Consider the following 16,299-nt stretch of genomic DNA (forward strand, 5'->3'; position numbering starts at 1 on the left):
GCGGGGCAAACCAGATCGGAAACGCTCAGTTGAAAGCAGATATAATCGATATCTTTTGCACCGGCATTCTCTCCAGACGCATGCGGCGAGTACGGCTTTTGACGACTTGCCTTACAATGGCGACCGGCCTGACGCTGTCGCTAGCCCTGCCACAGTTTGCCTTCGCCGACGACTATCGCCTAGGAGCACAGGACAAGCTGACCATCCGCGTGGCGGAATGGCAGACCGTCGAAGGCACGTTCCGTGACTGGTCGGCCATCAATGGAGAATACACGGTCGGCCCCGCTGGAACCTTGTCGGTTCCCTTCGTCGGCGAGATGCCCGCATCCGGCAAGACGACTTCGGAGATCGCGGCATCGCTCGGTGAGGCGCTGCAGCGCAAGCTCGCTCTGGCCGACAAGCCGGAGGCTTCCGTCGAAATGGCGCAGTACCGGCCATTCTACATCTCTGGCGAGGTGCAATCGCCCGGCCAGTATCCTTGTGTGCCTGGGTTGTCCGTGCTGAAAGCGATGAGCATTGCCGGCGGAGCCCGGCGGAACCCGGAGAGCGGACAGCGCTACGACCGCGACCTGATCAATGCCAAGGGCAATTTCGACGTACTACAAGACCAATTGGTCAGGCTGACCGTCAAGCGCGCCCGCATCGAAGCGGAACTAGCGGACAAGCCGACATTCGCGGTGCCGAAAGAGGTGGCCGACGATCCGAAGCTGCCCAGCATCGTTGCCGATGAGACGGCGATCCTGGCGGCCGACCAGAAGAAACTCAAGCTGCGCTTGCAGGCGCTCGACGATTTGAAGGCACTGCTGCAAAGCGAGATCGATTCGCTGCAGAAAAAGATCGTCAACCAGCAGAAGCAGGTTGATCTGGCGAAGGAGCAGCTCAACGGCATCGGCTCGCTGGCGCAAAAGGGGCTGGTCGTCAACACGCGGGTTTTGAACTCGCAGCAAACCATCGCCGACCTCGAGGGCCAGATCCTGGATTACGAAACGGCGATTCTCACGGCCAAGCAGTCGATCAGCAAGGCCACCCAGGACGCCATCGATCTCGAGAACACCCAGAACTCCAGCCTCGCGACCGACCGGCAACAGACGGAAGCCGATCTCAACGAGGTGACGCTGAAGCTGAATATGGAAAAGGCCTTGATGTCCGAAGCCTTGTCGGGCAGCCCCATGCCGCAATTCTACGGCAACAACGAACCAGCGGCCTTGTCATTTTCCCTGGTGCGGGTGGTCGACGGCAAGACCAGCGAAATCACCGCCGATGAAGACACGCCGGTGCTGCCAGGGGACGTGATCAAGGTCAAACCGGCGCCCATGGCCATCCAGTAGCTTCTTTCCACCGGAGCAAAGCACCAACCCCGCAGGCAGCGGTCTGCGGGGGGTTTTTGCGTTTGGGATCTTATGGGTCAGAAAACAAGGCGGCCTTCGGGCAACGAACCGCCTGGATCCGCCCGCTCTAGCCTCGCACGGCGTCCGGTTCCTCGAGATGGTTCACGGCGCTCCACCGGGAAGGAGCGACGGCCGGCACCCTCACCAGCTTGAAGTAGCTGTAGTACAGCAGGAACGATCCCATGATGTAGGGATTGAGGGTCTCGACCTCGACGAAGGATCGGATGAACAGAAGCACCATGACGCCGGCAAGAATCACGGAGTCGGCTTGCCATGTCCTGAATATCAGCGCCGAGACGTGACCCCAGAGCGTGCGCAGGATGATCAGCGAAAGCAGTGTCGCGCCGACGAAGCCGAGTTCCACCAAGGTCTCGATGTAGGTGTTGTGGAAGTGGAAGCCGCTTCGCGCGGCGATATAGAATTCGTTCCACAGCCGCTCGGCCTCGGAGAAGCCCTGCACCCAATAAGCCGCGTAGCCGACGCCGAGGATGGGCGATTGCTGCGCGGCATTCCAGCCCTGTTGCCAGAGGTAGGTTCGTCCGGTGAGCGTCGAATCCTTGCCGAAAAGGCCAAGGACAAAGTCCATCAGCCCGAGATTCAGCGCAATCACGGTGCAGGCGACCAGCCCGCCCGCACCGATTATGAAAATCACCCGGCGATGGCGGAGCGAAAGCAGCTTGCCGATGGAAAGCAGGGCGACCAGAGCGAGAACCGCCGGGGTCGACGCCATCGAAGTGGCCGAATGCGACACGACCAGCAGATAGCCCGACAGAAGGACGATCGGTACAATCAACAAAAAGCTTATGCGTCCGCGCCTGAGAAAGGCGAGGTAGACAACGCAGAAATAAATGCCGAGCGATGCGACAAAGCCGATCTGGTTCTTGGAGCTGAAAGCGCCGACGAAATTGTATGTCCCGTCGAGAACGTCGTAGGAATAACTTGCGACCTTGAGCGAGTAGAGCAGAACGACGAAAATCCCGATCAGGGCGCCTATGGTCAAGGTCCGGACGCTGACGGTGCGCGCGGCAATGTAGGCGCAGGCGATATGGGAGCAATATTGGACGGCCGTTCTTGCCGTGGTGCCGGGAGCCGCCGACCAGAACACCGAGAAGCAGACATAGGTTGCAAAGGCCAGCGGAAGCCAGGCGCTGGAAGCGTGCCTTAATATCTTGCGGTAGTCGACCAGGATGAGCGGTAGCCAGACCGCATAATAAGCCAGGATCATGGCCTGGCCGAAAATGGTCGAGTAGGAGAACGCCCAGATCGAGACGGCAACGGCAAAGCTGCCATAGACCGTGTTCTTGTCCGGATCGATCAACAGAGATTTTGGAATCTTCATCTCGATAGCGGTTTTCCGTCCTTGCAGCTCAATGCCGATTTCATGGGCCGCTCGTGGGCCGATTCGTCGGTCGATGGGAGCCTCGCCTGCAGGCGCTCGCATTGTGCAGTGCAATATAACCCATCCGGCGCCGCCTGTCACCCGGATGCCAACCGGGCGCGTCGTTCCAGCCGTTCTCTCCATACCGGGCGAGACGATTTGGCCAGAAGGCAGTGCCGTACAATTGACCGGTGCTGGCCCATCATAAGCTGTTCTGAGGTTGCAAGTCCGCGCTTGAACTTGTCCGCCGTTGACTTCACATTCGCCGCCCATTGGGAGGAAGACCACATGCCGATGAGTTTCGCGGGACGATTTGCCGGACGATCTGCTGTTATCACCGGCGGCGCCTCAGGCATCGGCCTGGCCGTCGCGCAAAGGATCACTGACGAAGGCGGGCGTGTTTCGGTCTGGGATCGCGATGCCGCCCAGATCGAGCAGGCCAAGGCCATTGTTCCAGGCCTGCACAGCGTCACCTTAGACGTCGCCGACCCCATAGCGGTCGAAGCCGCCGCCGGAGAGACGATCGAAGCGCTTGGCGCGGTCGATGTCCTTGTCACCAGTGCTGCCATCACCGGGCCGAACATGACGACCTGGGAGTATTCGGTGGAGGATTGGCGCCGGGTCACCGACATCAACATCAACGGCGTCTTCTTCTGCAACAAGGCGCTGGTCCCGCATATGCTCGAACGCAATTACGGCAGGATCATCAACATCGCCTCGATTGCCGGCAAGGAAGGTAACCCGAACGCCTCGGCCTACAGCACCTCCAAGGCGGCGGTGATCGGCATGACCAAATCGCTCGGCAAGGAACTGGCCAAGACCAAAGTAACGGTGAACTGCGTCACGCCGGCGGCCGTGCGCACCGCGATCTTCCAGCAGATGAGCCAGCAACACATCGACTTCATGCTGTCCAAAATACCGATGGCGCGGTTCGGCGAGGTCGAGGAGGTGGCGGCGCTGATTTGCTGGATCGCGTCCGAGGAATGCTCGTTCACGACGGCGGCCGTCTTCGACGTCTCCGGCGGCCGGGCGACCTACTGAGGCGGGGCCGGACGCAAACCGCCCGACCGGATCGCGGCGCCTCAGTCGTGAAGCTCCCGCGAGATCGGCGGGCCGATCGAAAAATCGCTGAATGTCACTTCGAAGCCCTCGCGCTGCGGCGAACAGCACATCATGCCGACATCGACCGTTTTCGACGGCGGGAAATAGGCAAGCCGCACCGGTTTCCAGTGCTTGTCAGATGCGTCGCGATACTGGACGCGGATCGTCTCGGCATGGCGGGTCATGCGGATCCTGACCCCGTCCGGATCGGCCGGAATGCTGGCCAGCGACCAGTCGGAGGCATCGTTGGTGACGACGACGGAAAAATACATCAGCCCGTCGGTGTATTCGATGCCGGCCTTGATCCAGTGCGTCTCGCTCAGGCGGACCATAAGCCCGGCCTGATCGTAAAGCACCTCATAGTGCCCCTTGACCGTGACTTCGGCGCTGAAATCGCCCTCGACCTCACGATAGAGGAAATGGCCATTGTCGCGCCAGAAGCCGTAGAACGTCTCGCGCCAGAAGTCGGTCTCCTCACCGGTCCGTACATGCACCGTATTGTTGCCGAAGGCGTGGTGCGGCGGCGGATTGAGCCAGGTCAGGTCCGTATTCTCAGATGCCATCGACTTGCTCGCTGCCTGGCTGGTCTGCCGCCTTTTCTTAGCCGGCAAACGTGTAAGCGGTCTTCACCGTGGTGTAGAACTCTGCGGCATAGCGGCCCTGCTCGCGCGGGCCGTAGCTCGATCCCTTGCGCCCGCCGAAAGGCACGTGGAAGTCGACGCCGGCCGTCGGCAGATTGACCATGACCATGCCGGCTTCCGAATTGCGCTTGAAGTGCGTGGCATGCTTGAGGCTCGAGGTGCAGATGCCGGACGTCAGCCCGAACGGCGTGTCGTTGGCCACCGCCAGCGCCTCGTCATAATCCTTGACGCGGATGACGTTGGCGACCGGGCCGAAAATCTCCTCGCGCGAGATGCGCATGGCGTTGGTGGTTTCGGTGAACAGCGCAGGCTGCAAATAGAAGCCGCGGGTTTCGCGATCGAGCCGCTCGCCGCCGAAGGCGAGATCGGCACCTTCCTGACGTCCGATGGCGATATAGTCCTCGTCCTGTTTGAGCTGGCTCTGGTCGACAACCGGCCCGATCTGCGTCTTGGCATCGAGAGCGTCGCCGACGATCAGCTTGGCCATGCGGTCCTTGAGCGCCTCGACGAAGCGGTCGTGGATGCCGTCCGTCACCACCAGCCGGGACGACGCCGTGCAGCGCTGGCCGGTCGAGAAGTAGGCACCGTTGATGGCGCAGTCGACGGCGACGGCAAGGTCGGCATCGTCGAGCACCACAAGCGGGTTCTTGCCGCCCATTTCGAGCTGGAACTTGCGCATGTGCTCGACGCTGGCGGCGGCGACGCGCTTGCCGGTGCCGACCGAGCCGGTGAAGGTGATGGCGTTGAGGTCAGGACTGTCGAGCATGGCCTGGCCGACCACCGAACCTTTGCCCATCACCAGGTTGAGCACACCCTTGGGCAGCCCGGCGCGGTGCAGGATGTCGACAATGGTCCAGGCGCTCTCCGGAACGAGTTCCGCCGGCTTGAAGACGATGGTGTTGCCGTAGGCCAGCGCCGGAGCGATTTTCCAAGCCGGAATGGCGATCGGGAAATTCCACGGCGTGATGATGCCGACGACGCCGACCGCTTCGCGGGTGATCTCGACGCCGACGCCGGGCCGCACGCTTGGCACCAGCTCGCCCGACAGGCGCAACGCCTCGCCGGCGAAAAAATCGAATATCTGGGCGGCCCGCACAGTCTCGCCGATGCCCTCGACCAGTGTCTTGCCTTCTTCGCGCGCCAACGCCCGGCCTATTTCATCTTTCCGCGCGGTGATCTCGTCCGACGTCTTCCTCAGCACCGCATGGCGTGCCAGCAGGCCCGATCGGGACCATGCCGGAAATGCCGCTTTCGCCGCGGCGATGGCCTGCCGAGCATGCTCCGCGCCCCCCGATGCATATTCGCCGACCACGTCGTCGAGATTGGACGGGTTGATGTTGCGGGAGCCGGCATCGCCTACCCACTCGCCATCGATGAGGTTCTTTCGAAACGGGATCATGTTGCTGTCTTCCTTGTCGTCCTTCGATCGCCGTCTATCTGGACCACCGACCGCCGCACCGCAAGGCCGAAGAAGGCAAACTTCTCCTTCTCGACAGGCATGTGATAGGTGTCGGGGGCGGGAAAAGACGATTCTTGTGTGGTGCGACGCGGATCGCACGGGAGGTAAAGTATCATGTCCGACAGCGCCTTGCCGCTGGTGATCAGCGCACCCGAACCGCGCACGCTCGACCTGATCTTCACGCCGGCTGCGCTGGCGAAATTTCGATCGAAATACCGCATCGTCGAAACATCGCCTGAAGGTGTCGCGGCGCTGCCGGCCGATATCCTTGGCGAGGCGCGCTACATTGTCGGCCAGCCGCCGATCACGCCGGAGACGCTGGAGAAAATGAAGGCGCTGCGCTGCGTCTTCAATGTCGAGAGCAACCTTATCGACAACATGCCGTACGAGGCGCTGTTTTCGCGCGGCATCCATGTCGTCACCACCGGGCTGGTGTTTGCAGAGCCGGTGGCCGAGCTCGGCCTTGCCATGGCGCTCAACCTCGCCCGCGGAATCGTCGACGCCGATCTCGCATTTCGTCAGGGCAAGGAGCTGTGGGGCGGCGACGGCAACCGGACGGCGCGGCTTCTTTCCGGCGCGGATGTCGGCATTATCGGCTTCGGCGATCTTGGCCGTGCGCTCAACCGGCTGCTGTCAGGCTTTCGCACGCGGACAAAAGTCTTCGACCCGTGGCTGCCGCCGTCGATCCTGATCGAAAACGGCGTCGAGCCGGCCTCTCTTGACGACGTTCTGTCGAACAGCGATTTCGTCTTCGTCGTCGCTTCGGTGACCAGCGAAAACCAGGGCTTCCTCGGCGCCGAGGCGTTTGCCAGGATGCGCAAGGGAGCCGCTTTCATCCTGCTCAGCCGAGCCGGCGTGGTCGATTTCCCGGCACTGATGGACGTCGTCCGCAGCGGCCATATCGTCGCCGCCAGCGATGTTTTTCCTGAGGAGCCTCTGGCCCAGGATCACCCGGTCCGTGCGTTGCCGGGGTTCCTGCGCTCCGCCCACCGGGCCGGCGCGCTTGACATCGCCTTCAAGCGGATGGGCGACATGGTGCTGGAAGACATGGACCTGATCGACCGCGGCCTGCCGCCGATGCGTTCGAAGCGGGCCGAGCGTGAGACCGTTTCGCGAATGCGTTCGAAGCCGGTCGACAAGAATTAAGCCGCCTGCCGACGGTCGCACATGCTCAGACGGTGAAGGACCAAAACAGGCAGGCCAGTGTCGCTGCGGCGAAGATGACGAAGAACAGGCTTCTCAACAAGATGTTGCGGCGCAGCTCGTTGATGAACAGATGGCATCCGACGACGCCTGCGACAAACAGGAAGCGCCAGTTCAGGAGTGCGGAGAGCACATCGCGCTGACCGAAAGCAAATCTCGCGGCGAGACATCCAACGATGAGCGCAAACAACACGATGACCGTCCAGAAGATCGCATCGGCGGCATGTGTCAGGACGATGCCAGCGAGCCTGATCGGCAGAACCATCATCAGCAGTGCGCTGAAAAAATAGATCGCCGCGAGCGGAATGAACGTCCCCGCATCGGCGACGTCGCTCAAGCGCTTGGCGCCGATCGCGCCATAGGGATAGCCATGCCTGGCCACCGCCAGGCTGAGCGCCATCAGCAAGGCCGTCAGCACGGCGGCAAGCGCGAATGAGGTCAGGGCTTTGCTCATGAGGCTCCCGTTCCGAGCGAATCGAAGTCAGAACGTTGGTAGCCCATGGTTTGTAAATTGCTAGTAAGCATCATGCAGCGGCGCGGCAGAGTTCCTCGGCGCATCACTCCGCAGCTTGCAGACGCCGCCCGTCGATAATGGTCTTGATCTCGGCGCGGCAAGAGCCGCAATTGGTGCCGGCGTGAAGGGCGGCGCCGATTGCCGCGACGCTGGTACAGCCGCCGCGTACCGCTTCCGCGATCTGGTTGGCACCGACCCCGAAACAGGCGCAGACGATGGCACCGCGGTCGACGCTGTTGCCGCCCGGCCGCCCGGCGACAATCGCCAGCCGCGCCTGCCGATCGGCATGGTCAGCACCAAGTTGTTCGACCGCCCAGCCGCGCGACACCGCTACCGGGGTAGGCGCAAGATAGAACGCGCCGACCAGCCGATTGCCTGCGAAACGGGCGAAGCGATGGTGCCCGCCGGCGATGTCGTGATAGGCGAGCGTCTCGCCTTCGAGGCCGAACAGCGAGGCGGCAAACCCGGTCCAGTCACGGCCGGACTGCAGCGCAATTTCAAGGCGCCAGCCGGCGGGGCAGCGGGCGAGGCTCCAGTAATCGGCGTCGATCGATGCGGGTCGTTCGGCAAGCACGGCGAAGCCGAAGGCAGTGGCGGCGAACCGCTGGATGCGGGCGGCAACGTTCTTCGAGGCCGGCTGACCTGAAATCGCATCGGTCGTCGGCGGGACCAGTGCATCGACACGCGCGCGGGCGGAGATCTGATCGGTCCAGTGCATCGGAACGAATACAGAGCCTTGGCGTTGGCGCACCGTCACCAGCGCGCGGACCAGCACCTCGCCATGGCCAGTCGAGACGCGCACGATGTCGGCATCGCCGATACCATAGTGCTGCGCATCCGCCGGGTGGATTTCGACGAACGGTTCGGCCATGTGCTGCGACAGGCGCGGGCTCTTGCCGGTCCGCGTCATGGTGTGCCAATGGTCGCGGACGCGCCCGGTGTTGAGGACGAGCGGGTAGTCCGGGTTGGTGCGGGTTTGTGCGGCTGGGCGGATGGCAATGAAGCGCGCCTTGCCGTCGGGCGTGTAGAAGCCGCCATTGGCGAAGAAGCGGATGCTGGCTGAGCTATGTCCAGCCTGAACACCCCCCTCTGGCCTGCCGGCCATCTCCCCCTCAAGGGGGGAGATTGGCGGTTTTGCCGGCTGCGCCCACTCATCAACCTGGGAGACTGGCGACAGCCGAGCAGCAGGCTGATCTCCCCCCTTGAGGGGGAGATGGCCGGCAGGCCAGAGGGGGTCATCTGCGACGGCCTCCACCTCGGTGGGGCGACCCGGAGAGGTCGAGACTTCACCACCGACCCCACCCCGTCCCGCTTGTTTCGCTTTGCTCAACGCGCGTGCCGACCCTCCCCTCAAGGGGGAGGGTGAGGCCGGCGCTGGCCATTGGAACGGCAGAAGATCCTCATAGGCCTCTGCACCGATATCGCCATACGCGCCTATATCAAAATCGCGCGCGCCGTCATTCTCGAAGCCCGACAGCGCCGCGTGCTCGGCGAAGATGTCGGTCGGCGACACATGCGAAAACGCCTCGCCGAAGCCCATCAGCTTGGCAACTTCAGCGATGATCCACCAATCTGGCCTTGCCCCGCCGGGCCTGGCCAAAAAAGCCCGCTGGCGCGAGATGCGGCGCTCCGAATTGGTGACGGTGCCATCCTTTTCGCCCCATGCGGTGGCCGGCAGCCGGACATGGGCGTGGCGGACCGTGTCGGTCTCGCCCAGCACGTCCGAGACCACAACAAACGGGCAGGCCTTGATCGCCGCTTCGACGGCATCGGCATCCGGCATCGAATCGACCGGGTTGGTGGCCATGATCCACAGCGCCTTGATGCGTCCGTCGGCCACCGCTTGGAACATCTCGACCGCTTTCAGGCCGGGTTTTTCGGCGACGGTTGGGGCATTCCAGAAGCGCCGCACGCGTTCGCGGTGCTCGGGGTTTTCGATCTCCATGTGGGCGGCCAGCATGTTGGCCATGCCGCCGACCTCACGGCCGCCCATGGCGTTGGGCTGGCCGGTCACCGAGAACGGCCCGGCGCCGGGCTTGCCTATGCGGCCGGTGGCTAGATGGCAGTTGATGATGGCGTTGACCTTGTCGGTGCCCGAAGACGACTGGTTCACGCCTTGGCTGTAGACGGTCACCGTCTTCGCCGTCGCGGCAAACAGGCTGTAGAAGCGGGCCAGTTCGTCCTCACTGAGACCCGTGGCAGCCGCGATGCCGGCAAGATCGAGCGCCGAGGCGGCGAAAAGCGCTTGCCCGAAGCCGGTCGTGTGCGCCGTGATATAGGTGCGGTCCAGCGCGTTGTGCTGGCCGAGATAGGCGAGCAGCCCGGTGAACAAAGCGACGTCGCCATCGGGCGCGATCGCCAGATGCATGTCGGCGATGTCTGAGGTCATTGTGCGGCGAGGGTCGATCAGCACCACCTTCATCTCGGGCCGCTTTTCCCGGGCGGCGGCAATGCGCTGGTAGAGTACCGGATGGCACCAGGCGAGATTGGAGCCGACCAGCACGATCAGGTCGGCAAGTTCCAGATCCTCGTAATTTCCCGGAACGGTGTCCGAGCCAAAGGCGCGGCGGTGGCCGGCGACCGACGAGGCCATGCACAGGCGCGAATTGGTGTCGATATTGGCCGAGCCGATAAAGCCTTTCATCAGCTTGTTGGCGACGTAATAGTCCTCGGTCAGCAACTGGCCGGAAACATAAAAGGCGACCGAACCGGGGCCGTGTTCGGCAATGGTTTGCGAGAAGGTCGAAGCGACAAGGTCGAGCGCTTCGTCCCAGTCGGTGCGGCGACCGTGGATCTCCGGGTATAGCAACCTGCCGTCGAGGTCGATGGTCTCAGCCAGCGCCGAGCCTTTGGAGCAGAGCCGGCCGAAATTCGCCGGGTGGTCCGGGTCGCCACGAACGGTTATTTCACCGTCCGCGGCGACCTTCGCCAGCACGCCGCAACCCACCCCGCAATAGGGGCAGGTGGTCCTCACCTCGCGCGCTTCATCAATCTGCATGGTTCACGCCGCGCGGCTGGCCAGCGCTTCAAGCGCAATGAACAGCCGCTCGCCGTCGATCCGCACCGCAATGGTGCGCACCGCGCCCTCGTCCGCGCCGAGCGCCTTGCCTGTCTCCAGCGAGATCACCCAATTGTGCAAGGGACAGGTCACCGCCGTGCCATGGACGATGCCCTGGCTGAGCGGCCCACCTTTGTGCGGGCAATGGTCGTCGATGGCGAAGACTTGATCGTCGGCCGTGCGGAAGACGGCGATCTTGCCTTCGGGCGTGGCGACGCAGCGCGCGCCGCGACGCGGAATGTCCGAGAGCGTGCCTATCGATACCCAGTTCATGTGGCTATTCCTCTTTTGCGCGTGTTCTTGTCCGAAAACGCATTCCACTTTTCGGGAACACGCGCCTACTCCGCCGCCTGGGCAAAGCCGACCGAAGCCATCGGCCGGAATTCATGCTTGTCCTTGCCGGAAGCACGTTCCGACCATGGGTCGACCTGGGCGAATTTCTGCGAAAAGACGAAGCGGTCGAAATAGGCTTTGCGCTTCTCGCCATCGTCCATGATCTGACGCTTGATCTCAGCTATGCCGACGCGCTTGGCCCATTTGTAGATACGCTCGAGATAGCGGCCCTGCTCGCGATACATCTGCGTCAACGCCACGATATGCTCCAGCGCCTCGTCCTCGGTCTTGACCAGGCCGAGCACTTCGGTGCCCTTGATGTCGAGACCGGCGGCGCCGGCGAAATGGATCTCGTAGCCGCTATCGACGCAGATCACGCCGACATCCTTGCAGGTCGCCTCGGCACAGTTTCGCGGACAGCCCGACACCGCCATCTTGACCTTGGCCGGGGTCCACGAGCCCCACATGAATTTTTCGATACGGATGCCCAAGCCGGTCGAATCCTGCGTGCCGAAGCGGCACCAGTCCGAGCCGACACAGGTCTTCACCGTGCGCAGTCCTTTGGCATAGGCGTGGCCGGAGACGAAGCCGGCCTGGCCGAGATCGGCCCATACCGCCGGCAGGTCTTCCTTGCGGATGCCGAGCATGTCGATGCGCTGGCCGCCGGTGACCTTGACCATCGGGATCTCGAACTTGTCGACGACGTCTGCGATGGCGCGCAATTCGGCGGCGTTGGTGACGCCGCCCCACATGCGCGGCACTACCGAATAGGTGCCGTCCTTTTGGATGTTGGCGTGGACGCGCTCGTTGATGAAGCGCGACTGGTAATCGTCGGCGTATTCGTCGGGCCAGTCGCAGACGAGATAATAGTTGAGCGCCGGCCGACATTTGGCGCAGCCGCAGGAGGTCTTCCACTCCAGTTCCTGCATGACGGCGGGAATGGTCTTCAAGCCCTTGGCCTTGATCAGCCGGCGGACCTCGTCATGGCCAAGCGCGGTGCAGCTGCACATCGGCTGGACCGCCGCGGGGTTGTATTTGTCGCCGATGGTCAGCACCATCAGCTTTTCGACCAGCCCGGTGCAGGAGCCGCAGGAGGCCGACGCCTTGGTGTGGGCGCGCACATCGTCGAGCGAGGTCAAGCCCCTGGCCGTGATCGCGCCGGTGATCTTTCCCTTGCATACGCCGTTGCAACCGCAGATTTCCGCATCATCCGGCAAGGCTGCAACGGCCGCCATAGGGTCCAGGGGGGCGCCTCCCTGGTAGGACTGGCCGAAGATGAGCGTATCGCGCATCTCGGATATGTCGGTCTGCTTCTTCTTGAGGTCGTTGAACCAGGCGCCGTCCGCCGTCTCGCCATAGAGCACGGTGCCGATGATGCGGTCGTCCTTGAGTACCAGGCGCTTGTAGACGCCGGCCGCGGCATCGCGCAGCACGATCTCCTGGCGGTCATCGCCCTCGGCGAAGTCGCCGAGAGAGAACAGCTCGATGCCGGTGACCTTGAGCTTGGTCGGCGTGTCCATGTGGACGAAAGCCGCCGCCTCATTGCCGGCCAGATGGCTGGCGGCGACGCGCGCCATCTCGTAGAGCGGCGCGACCAGCCCGTAGACCTGGCCGTTGACCTCGGCGCATTCGCCGATTGCGTAGATATCGGGATCGTTGCTGCGCATGCCGGCGTCGACGACGATGCCGCGATTGACCGCAATGCCGGCTTCCTTCGCCAGCGCCGCATTCGGCCTGATGCCCACCGCCATGACGACGAGCGTTGCGGGAATGACTGTGCCGTCGGCAAGCTCCACCCGCTCGACCTTGCCGTTGCCGGTGATCGCCTGGGTGTTGGCCTTGGTGATGACCTTGATGCCGCGCTGCTCGACGGCGCGCTGCAGGAGATATCCGGCGGCCGGATCGAGCTGACGCTCCATCAGCGTCGGCATGACGTGCAGCACGGTGACGTCCATCCCTTGTGCGTTCAGACCCGCAGCCGCTTCCAGGCCGAGCAGGCCGCCGCCGATGACCACCGCCTTGGCCCGCGACTGGGCGGCAAGCATCATCGCCCGGACGTCGTCGAGATCGCGATACGTGAGCACGCCGGGCAGATCATGGCCTGGCACCGGAATGATAAACGGCACCGAGCCGGTGGCGATGACGAGCTTGTCGTAGGGCTCGGTCACGCCATGATCGGAGGTGACGGTCTTTGCCTGCCGGTCGATGGCGACGATCTTGTGGCCCTTGTAGAGGGTGATGCCGTGCTTGATGTACCAGCCGTCGCCATGGATGATGATCTCCTCATAGGCCTTTTCGCCCGACAGAACCGGCGAGAGCATGATGCGGTCGTAGTTCACGCGCGGCTCGGCGTTGAAGATGGTGACCTGGTAGCGCCCAGGCGCCTTTTCCAGGAGGTGCTCCAGCATGCGCCCGGGGGCCATGCCGTTGCCGATGATAACGAGTTTCTCGGTCATGTCCTGATCCACTCCGGTCTCACTCAGCCGCGTAGGAAAGGCCTGAAGCTTCGTCAGACGCCGTGCGCTCCATCCGACGGATGGAAAAATGCATCCAGGCAAAGCAGGTGGCGACGATGACGAATAGCAGCATGAAGCAGCTCGACCAGACGCCGGTGAGGTCGTTGAGCACGCCGAAGACGATTGGCAGGATAAAGCCGCCGAGCCCGCCAATCATGCCGACAACGCCGCCGACCGCGCCGACACTCTGCGGATAGTAAGCCGGGATGTGCTTGTAGACGGCAGCCTTGCCGAGGCTCATGAAGAAGCCGAGCACACAGGCAACGGCTATGAAGGCGAGCGGGCCGACCTCGAAATGGAAGGCGATCGGCCCGCTGACACCGCGCACGACGTAATCTGCCGAGGGGAGAGACAGAACGAGAGTCGCGGCGGCACTGACAGCGAAGGTCCAGTAGAGCACGGTGCGGGCGCCGATCCGGTCGGAAAGCACGCCGCCATAGGCGCGGAAAATACTTGCCGGAATTGAATAGGCCGCCCCGATCATGCCGGCGGTCGCAAGCCCGAAGCCGTAGACGCCGATCAGGTAGCGGGGCAGCCACAGCGAGAGCGCCACGAATGCACCGAAGGCGAAGAAATAATAGAAGGCGAAGCGCCAGACCTGCAGGTTCTTGAGCGGCGCGAATTCCTGCAAGAAGCTTCTCGCGGGCGCTGCCTTGCCGGCGCGGCGCTCGCGGATGACTGGATCGTCGCCGGTCGTGAACCAGAAGACGGCGGCCATGACGACGAGTGCTGCCGCCCAGATCAGCGCGACCGACTGCCAGCCCCAGGAGAGAAGCACGAACGGTGCCAGGAACTTGGTGACCGCGGCGCCGACATTGCCGACACCGAAAATGCCAAGCGCCGTACCCTGCTTGCCGGCCGGGAAGAAGCGCGAGACATAGGCGACACCGACGGCGAAGGAACCGCCGGCGAGCCCAACGCCTAGTGCGGCGACCAGCATCTGCCCGTAGGTGTGCGCAAAAGCGAGCAGAAAGGTCGCGACCGCCGCCGCAAGCATGGTCGCGGTGTATACCAGCCGTCCGCCAAAACGGTCGGTCCAGACACCGAGCACCATACGGACGAGCGAGCCGGTGAGGATCGGCGTGCCGACGAGCAGGCCGAACTCCGTCTCGTTCAGCCCCAGCTCCTGCTTTATGCGCACGCCGATGATTGAAAAGATCGTCCACACCGCGAAGCAGACGGTGAAGGCGATGGTGGACATGGCAAGCGCCTGCCGGGGAGCGCTGTCCTGGCTGGGCGCGGCTGGGAGATTTGCGGTCATTTTCTGGCTCCGGTTTGCGGCGTGGGAGGCACCGCCCTTGTCTGTTCGTTCGCGACTGTCAGCGGCGCAGCATCGGCGAACTGGTTGAAACCGACCTTTGCGCGGTCACTTCGAGACCCTTGCCGTCAGTCTTGGCGCCGGCGGGAAAGAGGAGGAGCGCGGCGGTGAACAGCGCCGCCGTCAGCGCGCTGACGGCCAGAAAATCGCGGCGCGTGAAGTCCGCGAGGGAAGCGCCAGTTCCAATCCGTTTCGTCATCGTCGTCTCCGGTTGGGCGCCGCTTGGGACCAGCGCCGTCGATTGCGTCAAAACAAAAAAGCCGCCGGCCAGGTCTTCGCGTCCGGGGTTCCGGGAGCGCGTGTGGACCTGAGCGGCAGCTTTGCCTGTGGCGCCCGCCATTGGACGCCGTTTCACTTGGCCCTTGCGGACCCTACATTTTGGAAAGCAGGAAGCGTGCCAATTCGACAGCGCTCTTAATTATCGAATGAAATCAATATGAACCGCAGCCGCGCGACTTTTGACCAAGCTCGGCAGCGGATCAAAGATTAGTCAAAATGCCTTGCATAGCAGCATAATATTTGTGCAATGCGGTAGATTGCCCATTGCCGATGCAGATTGCCAATGATGATGACGAGTTTTCCCGTTATGGCCTTACTCCGCGGCTTCGACGAAGCGGTGGCGTTCGTAGAGGAATTTCAGCACCGCCTCGCGGCAGCGCAGGAAGGTGCGGTCGGAGGAAAGCTCGATGCGCCGGCGCGGCCGGGCCAGCGGCACGGCAAGAACCTCGCCGATGGTGGCCGCCGGGCCGTTGGTCATCATGACGATGCGGTCGGACAACAGCACCGCCTCGTCGACATCATGGGTGATCATGATCGTCGTCGAGCCGAGCCTCGAATGGATATCCATCACCGCGTCCTGCAGATGCGCGCGCGTCAGCGCGTCGAGCGCCCCGAACGGCTCGTCGAGCAGCAGGATCTTCGGCTCCATGGCCAGCGCCCGGGCGATGCCGACGCGCTGCTTCATGCCGCCCGAAATCTCGGCCGGACGTTTGTCCTTGGCATGCGCCATCTGAACGAGATCGAGATTGCGGATGATCCATTCATGCCGCTCGGCCCGGCTCTTGCTCCGGCCAAAGACCTTCGTGACTGCCAAATTGATGTTTTCGTAGACGGTGAGCCATGGCAGCAGGCTGTGGTTCTGGAACACCACGGCGCGTTCCGGGCCGGGACTATCGACCTCCTTGTCATCCAACAGAACCGCGCCGGCCGAGACCTTGGTCAGGCCGGCGATCAGGTTGAGCAAGGTCGACTTGCCGCAGCCGGAATGGCCGATGATCGAGACGAATTCGCCTTTGTCGATGGTCAGCCGGATGTCCTTCAGCACGTCGCTGACCTGGCTGCCGCGGGCGAAGGATTTGTCGATATGGTCGAGTTTCAGATAGGCCGTCAT

13 protein-coding genes are annotated in these 16,299 nt (G+C 63.0%); 3 read left to right on the forward strand and 10 right to left on the reverse strand.

Features of this window, described 5'->3' with window-relative positions:
• Positions 1–116 precede the first annotated feature (116 nt).
• Positions 117–1,328 carry a polysaccharide biosynthesis/export family protein gene (locus tag NKI58_RS03345; RefSeq protein ID WP_084641075.1) on the forward strand — a complete coding sequence of 404 codons (1,212 nt, stop codon included), beginning with the start codon at positions 117–119 and terminating at the stop codon, positions 1,326–1,328.
• Between the two features lie 127 nt (positions 1,329–1,455).
• Here NKI58_RS03345 and NKI58_RS03350 read toward each other — a convergent pair whose 3' ends face one another.
• Positions 1,456–2,727, reverse strand: a complete 1,272-nt coding sequence (locus tag NKI58_RS03350) for an O-antigen ligase family protein (RefSeq protein WP_023676305.1) — start codon at positions 2,725–2,727, stop codon at positions 1,456–1,458.
• A 327-nt stretch (positions 2,728–3,054) separates the two neighbouring features.
• Here NKI58_RS03350 and NKI58_RS03355 point away from each other — a divergent pair, with 327 nt between their 5' ends.
• Positions 3,055–3,807, forward strand: coding sequence for an SDR family NAD(P)-dependent oxidoreductase (locus NKI58_RS03355; RefSeq protein WP_023676304.1), 753 nt, complete (start codon positions 3,055–3,057; stop codon positions 3,805–3,807).
• A 41-nt stretch (positions 3,808–3,848) separates the two neighbouring features.
• On the opposite strand, the gene NKI58_RS03360 is transcribed toward NKI58_RS03355, so the two are convergent.
• Positions 3,849–4,430: a DUF1349 domain-containing protein gene (locus NKI58_RS03360; protein ID WP_023676303.1), complete on the reverse strand. Its 582-nt coding sequence runs from the start codon at positions 4,428–4,430 to the stop codon at positions 3,849–3,851.
• A gap of 37 nt (positions 4,431–4,467) precedes the next feature.
• Positions 4,468–5,904, reverse strand: coding sequence for an aldehyde dehydrogenase family protein (locus tag NKI58_RS03365; protein ID WP_352782277.1), 1,437 nt, complete (start codon positions 5,902–5,904; stop codon positions 4,468–4,470).
• A gap of 177 nt (positions 5,905–6,081) precedes the next feature.
• Between NKI58_RS03365 and NKI58_RS03370 the strand changes: the two genes are divergently transcribed.
• Complete coding sequence (locus NKI58_RS03370) at positions 6,082–7,113, forward strand: hydroxyacid dehydrogenase (protein ID WP_352782166.1); 1,032 nt, start codon at positions 6,082–6,084, stop codon at positions 7,111–7,113.
• A gap of 25 nt (positions 7,114–7,138) precedes the next feature.
• On the opposite strand, the gene NKI58_RS03375 is transcribed toward NKI58_RS03370, so the two are convergent.
• The 7 genes from NKI58_RS03375 to NKI58_RS03405 all read right to left on the reverse strand — a co-directional run bounded on the left by NKI58_RS03375 (position 7,139) and on the right by NKI58_RS03405 (position 16,299).
• On the reverse strand, positions 7,139–7,624 hold the full coding sequence (locus tag NKI58_RS03375) for a hypothetical protein (RefSeq protein ID WP_023676299.1): 486 nt from the start codon (positions 7,622–7,624) through the stop codon (positions 7,139–7,141).
• Between the two features lie 103 nt (positions 7,625–7,727).
• Positions 7,728–10,682 carry a nitrate reductase gene (locus tag NKI58_RS03380; protein ID WP_352634972.1) on the reverse strand — a complete coding sequence of 985 codons (2,955 nt, stop codon included), beginning with the start codon at positions 10,680–10,682 and terminating at the stop codon, positions 7,728–7,730.
• A 3-nt stretch (positions 10,683–10,685) separates the two neighbouring features.
• Complete coding sequence (gene nirD / locus NKI58_RS03385; protein ID WP_023676297.1) at positions 10,686–11,015, reverse strand: nitrite reductase small subunit NirD; 330 nt, start codon at positions 11,013–11,015, stop codon at positions 10,686–10,688.
• A gap of 65 nt (positions 11,016–11,080) precedes the next feature.
• Positions 11,081–13,531 carry a nitrite reductase large subunit NirB gene (gene nirB, locus NKI58_RS03390; RefSeq protein WP_023676296.1) on the reverse strand — a complete coding sequence of 817 codons (2,451 nt, stop codon included), beginning with the start codon at positions 13,529–13,531 and terminating at the stop codon, positions 11,081–11,083.
• Positions 13,532–13,550: 19 nt separating this feature from the next.
• Positions 13,551–14,852: an MFS transporter gene (locus NKI58_RS03395; RefSeq protein ID WP_023676295.1), complete on the reverse strand. Its 1,302-nt coding sequence runs from the start codon at positions 14,850–14,852 to the stop codon at positions 13,551–13,553.
• Positions 14,853–14,910: 58 nt separating this feature from the next.
• On the reverse strand, positions 14,911–15,249 hold the full coding sequence (locus NKI58_RS03400) for a hypothetical protein (RefSeq protein WP_352568359.1): 339 nt from the start codon (positions 15,247–15,249) through the stop codon (positions 14,911–14,913).
• 252 nt (positions 15,250–15,501) lie between these two features.
• The gene (locus NKI58_RS03405; protein ID WP_352577823.1) at positions 15,502–16,299 is read right to left on the reverse strand and encodes an ABC transporter ATP-binding protein; all 798 of its coding nucleotides are present in this window, start codon (positions 16,297–16,299) and stop codon (positions 15,502–15,504) included.

This window comes from Mesorhizobium sp. M0522 (assembly GCF_040321085.1).
GTDB lineage: Bacteria > Pseudomonadota > Alphaproteobacteria > Rhizobiales > Rhizobiaceae > Mesorhizobium.

Coding starts and splice junctions, on each gene's coding strand:
- NKI58_RS03345 (WP_084641075.1), top strand. CDS start 117: ATGGCGACCGGCCTGACGCTGTCGCTAGCCCTGCCACAGTTTGCCTTC.
- NKI58_RS03350 (WP_023676305.1), bottom strand. CDS start 2,727: ATGAAGATTCCAAAATCTCTGTTGATCGATCCGGACAAGAACACGGTC.
- NKI58_RS03355 (WP_023676304.1), top strand. CDS start 3,055: ATGCCGATGAGTTTCGCGGGACGATTTGCCGGACGATCTGCTGTTATC.
- NKI58_RS03360 (WP_023676303.1), bottom strand. CDS start 4,430: ATGGCATCTGAGAATACGGACCTGACCTGGCTCAATCCGCCGCCGCAC.
- NKI58_RS03370 (WP_352782166.1), top strand. CDS start 6,082: ATGTCCGACAGCGCCTTGCCGCTGGTGATCAGCGCACCCGAACCGCGC.
- NKI58_RS03375 (WP_023676299.1), bottom strand. CDS start 7,624: ATGAGCAAAGCCCTGACCTCATTCGCGCTTGCCGCCGTGCTGACGGCC.
- NKI58_RS03380 (WP_352634972.1), bottom strand. CDS start 10,682: ATGCAGATTGATGAAGCGCGCGAGGTGAGGACCACCTGCCCCTATTGC.
- nirD (WP_023676297.1), bottom strand. CDS start 11,015: ATGAACTGGGTATCGATAGGCACGCTCTCGGACATTCCGCGTCGCGGC.
- nirB (WP_023676296.1), bottom strand. CDS start 13,531: ATGACCGAGAAACTCGTTATCATCGGCAACGGCATGGCCCCCGGGCGC.
- NKI58_RS03395 (WP_023676295.1), bottom strand. CDS start 14,852: ATGACCGCAAATCTCCCAGCCGCGCCCAGCCAGGACAGCGCTCCCCGG.
- NKI58_RS03400 (WP_352568359.1), bottom strand. CDS start 15,249: ATGGCGGGCGCCACAGGCAAAGCTGCCGCTCAGGTCCACACGCGCTCC.
- NKI58_RS03405 (WP_352577823.1), bottom strand. CDS start 16,299: ATGACGGCCTATCTGAAACTCGACCATATCGACAAATCCTTCGCCCGC.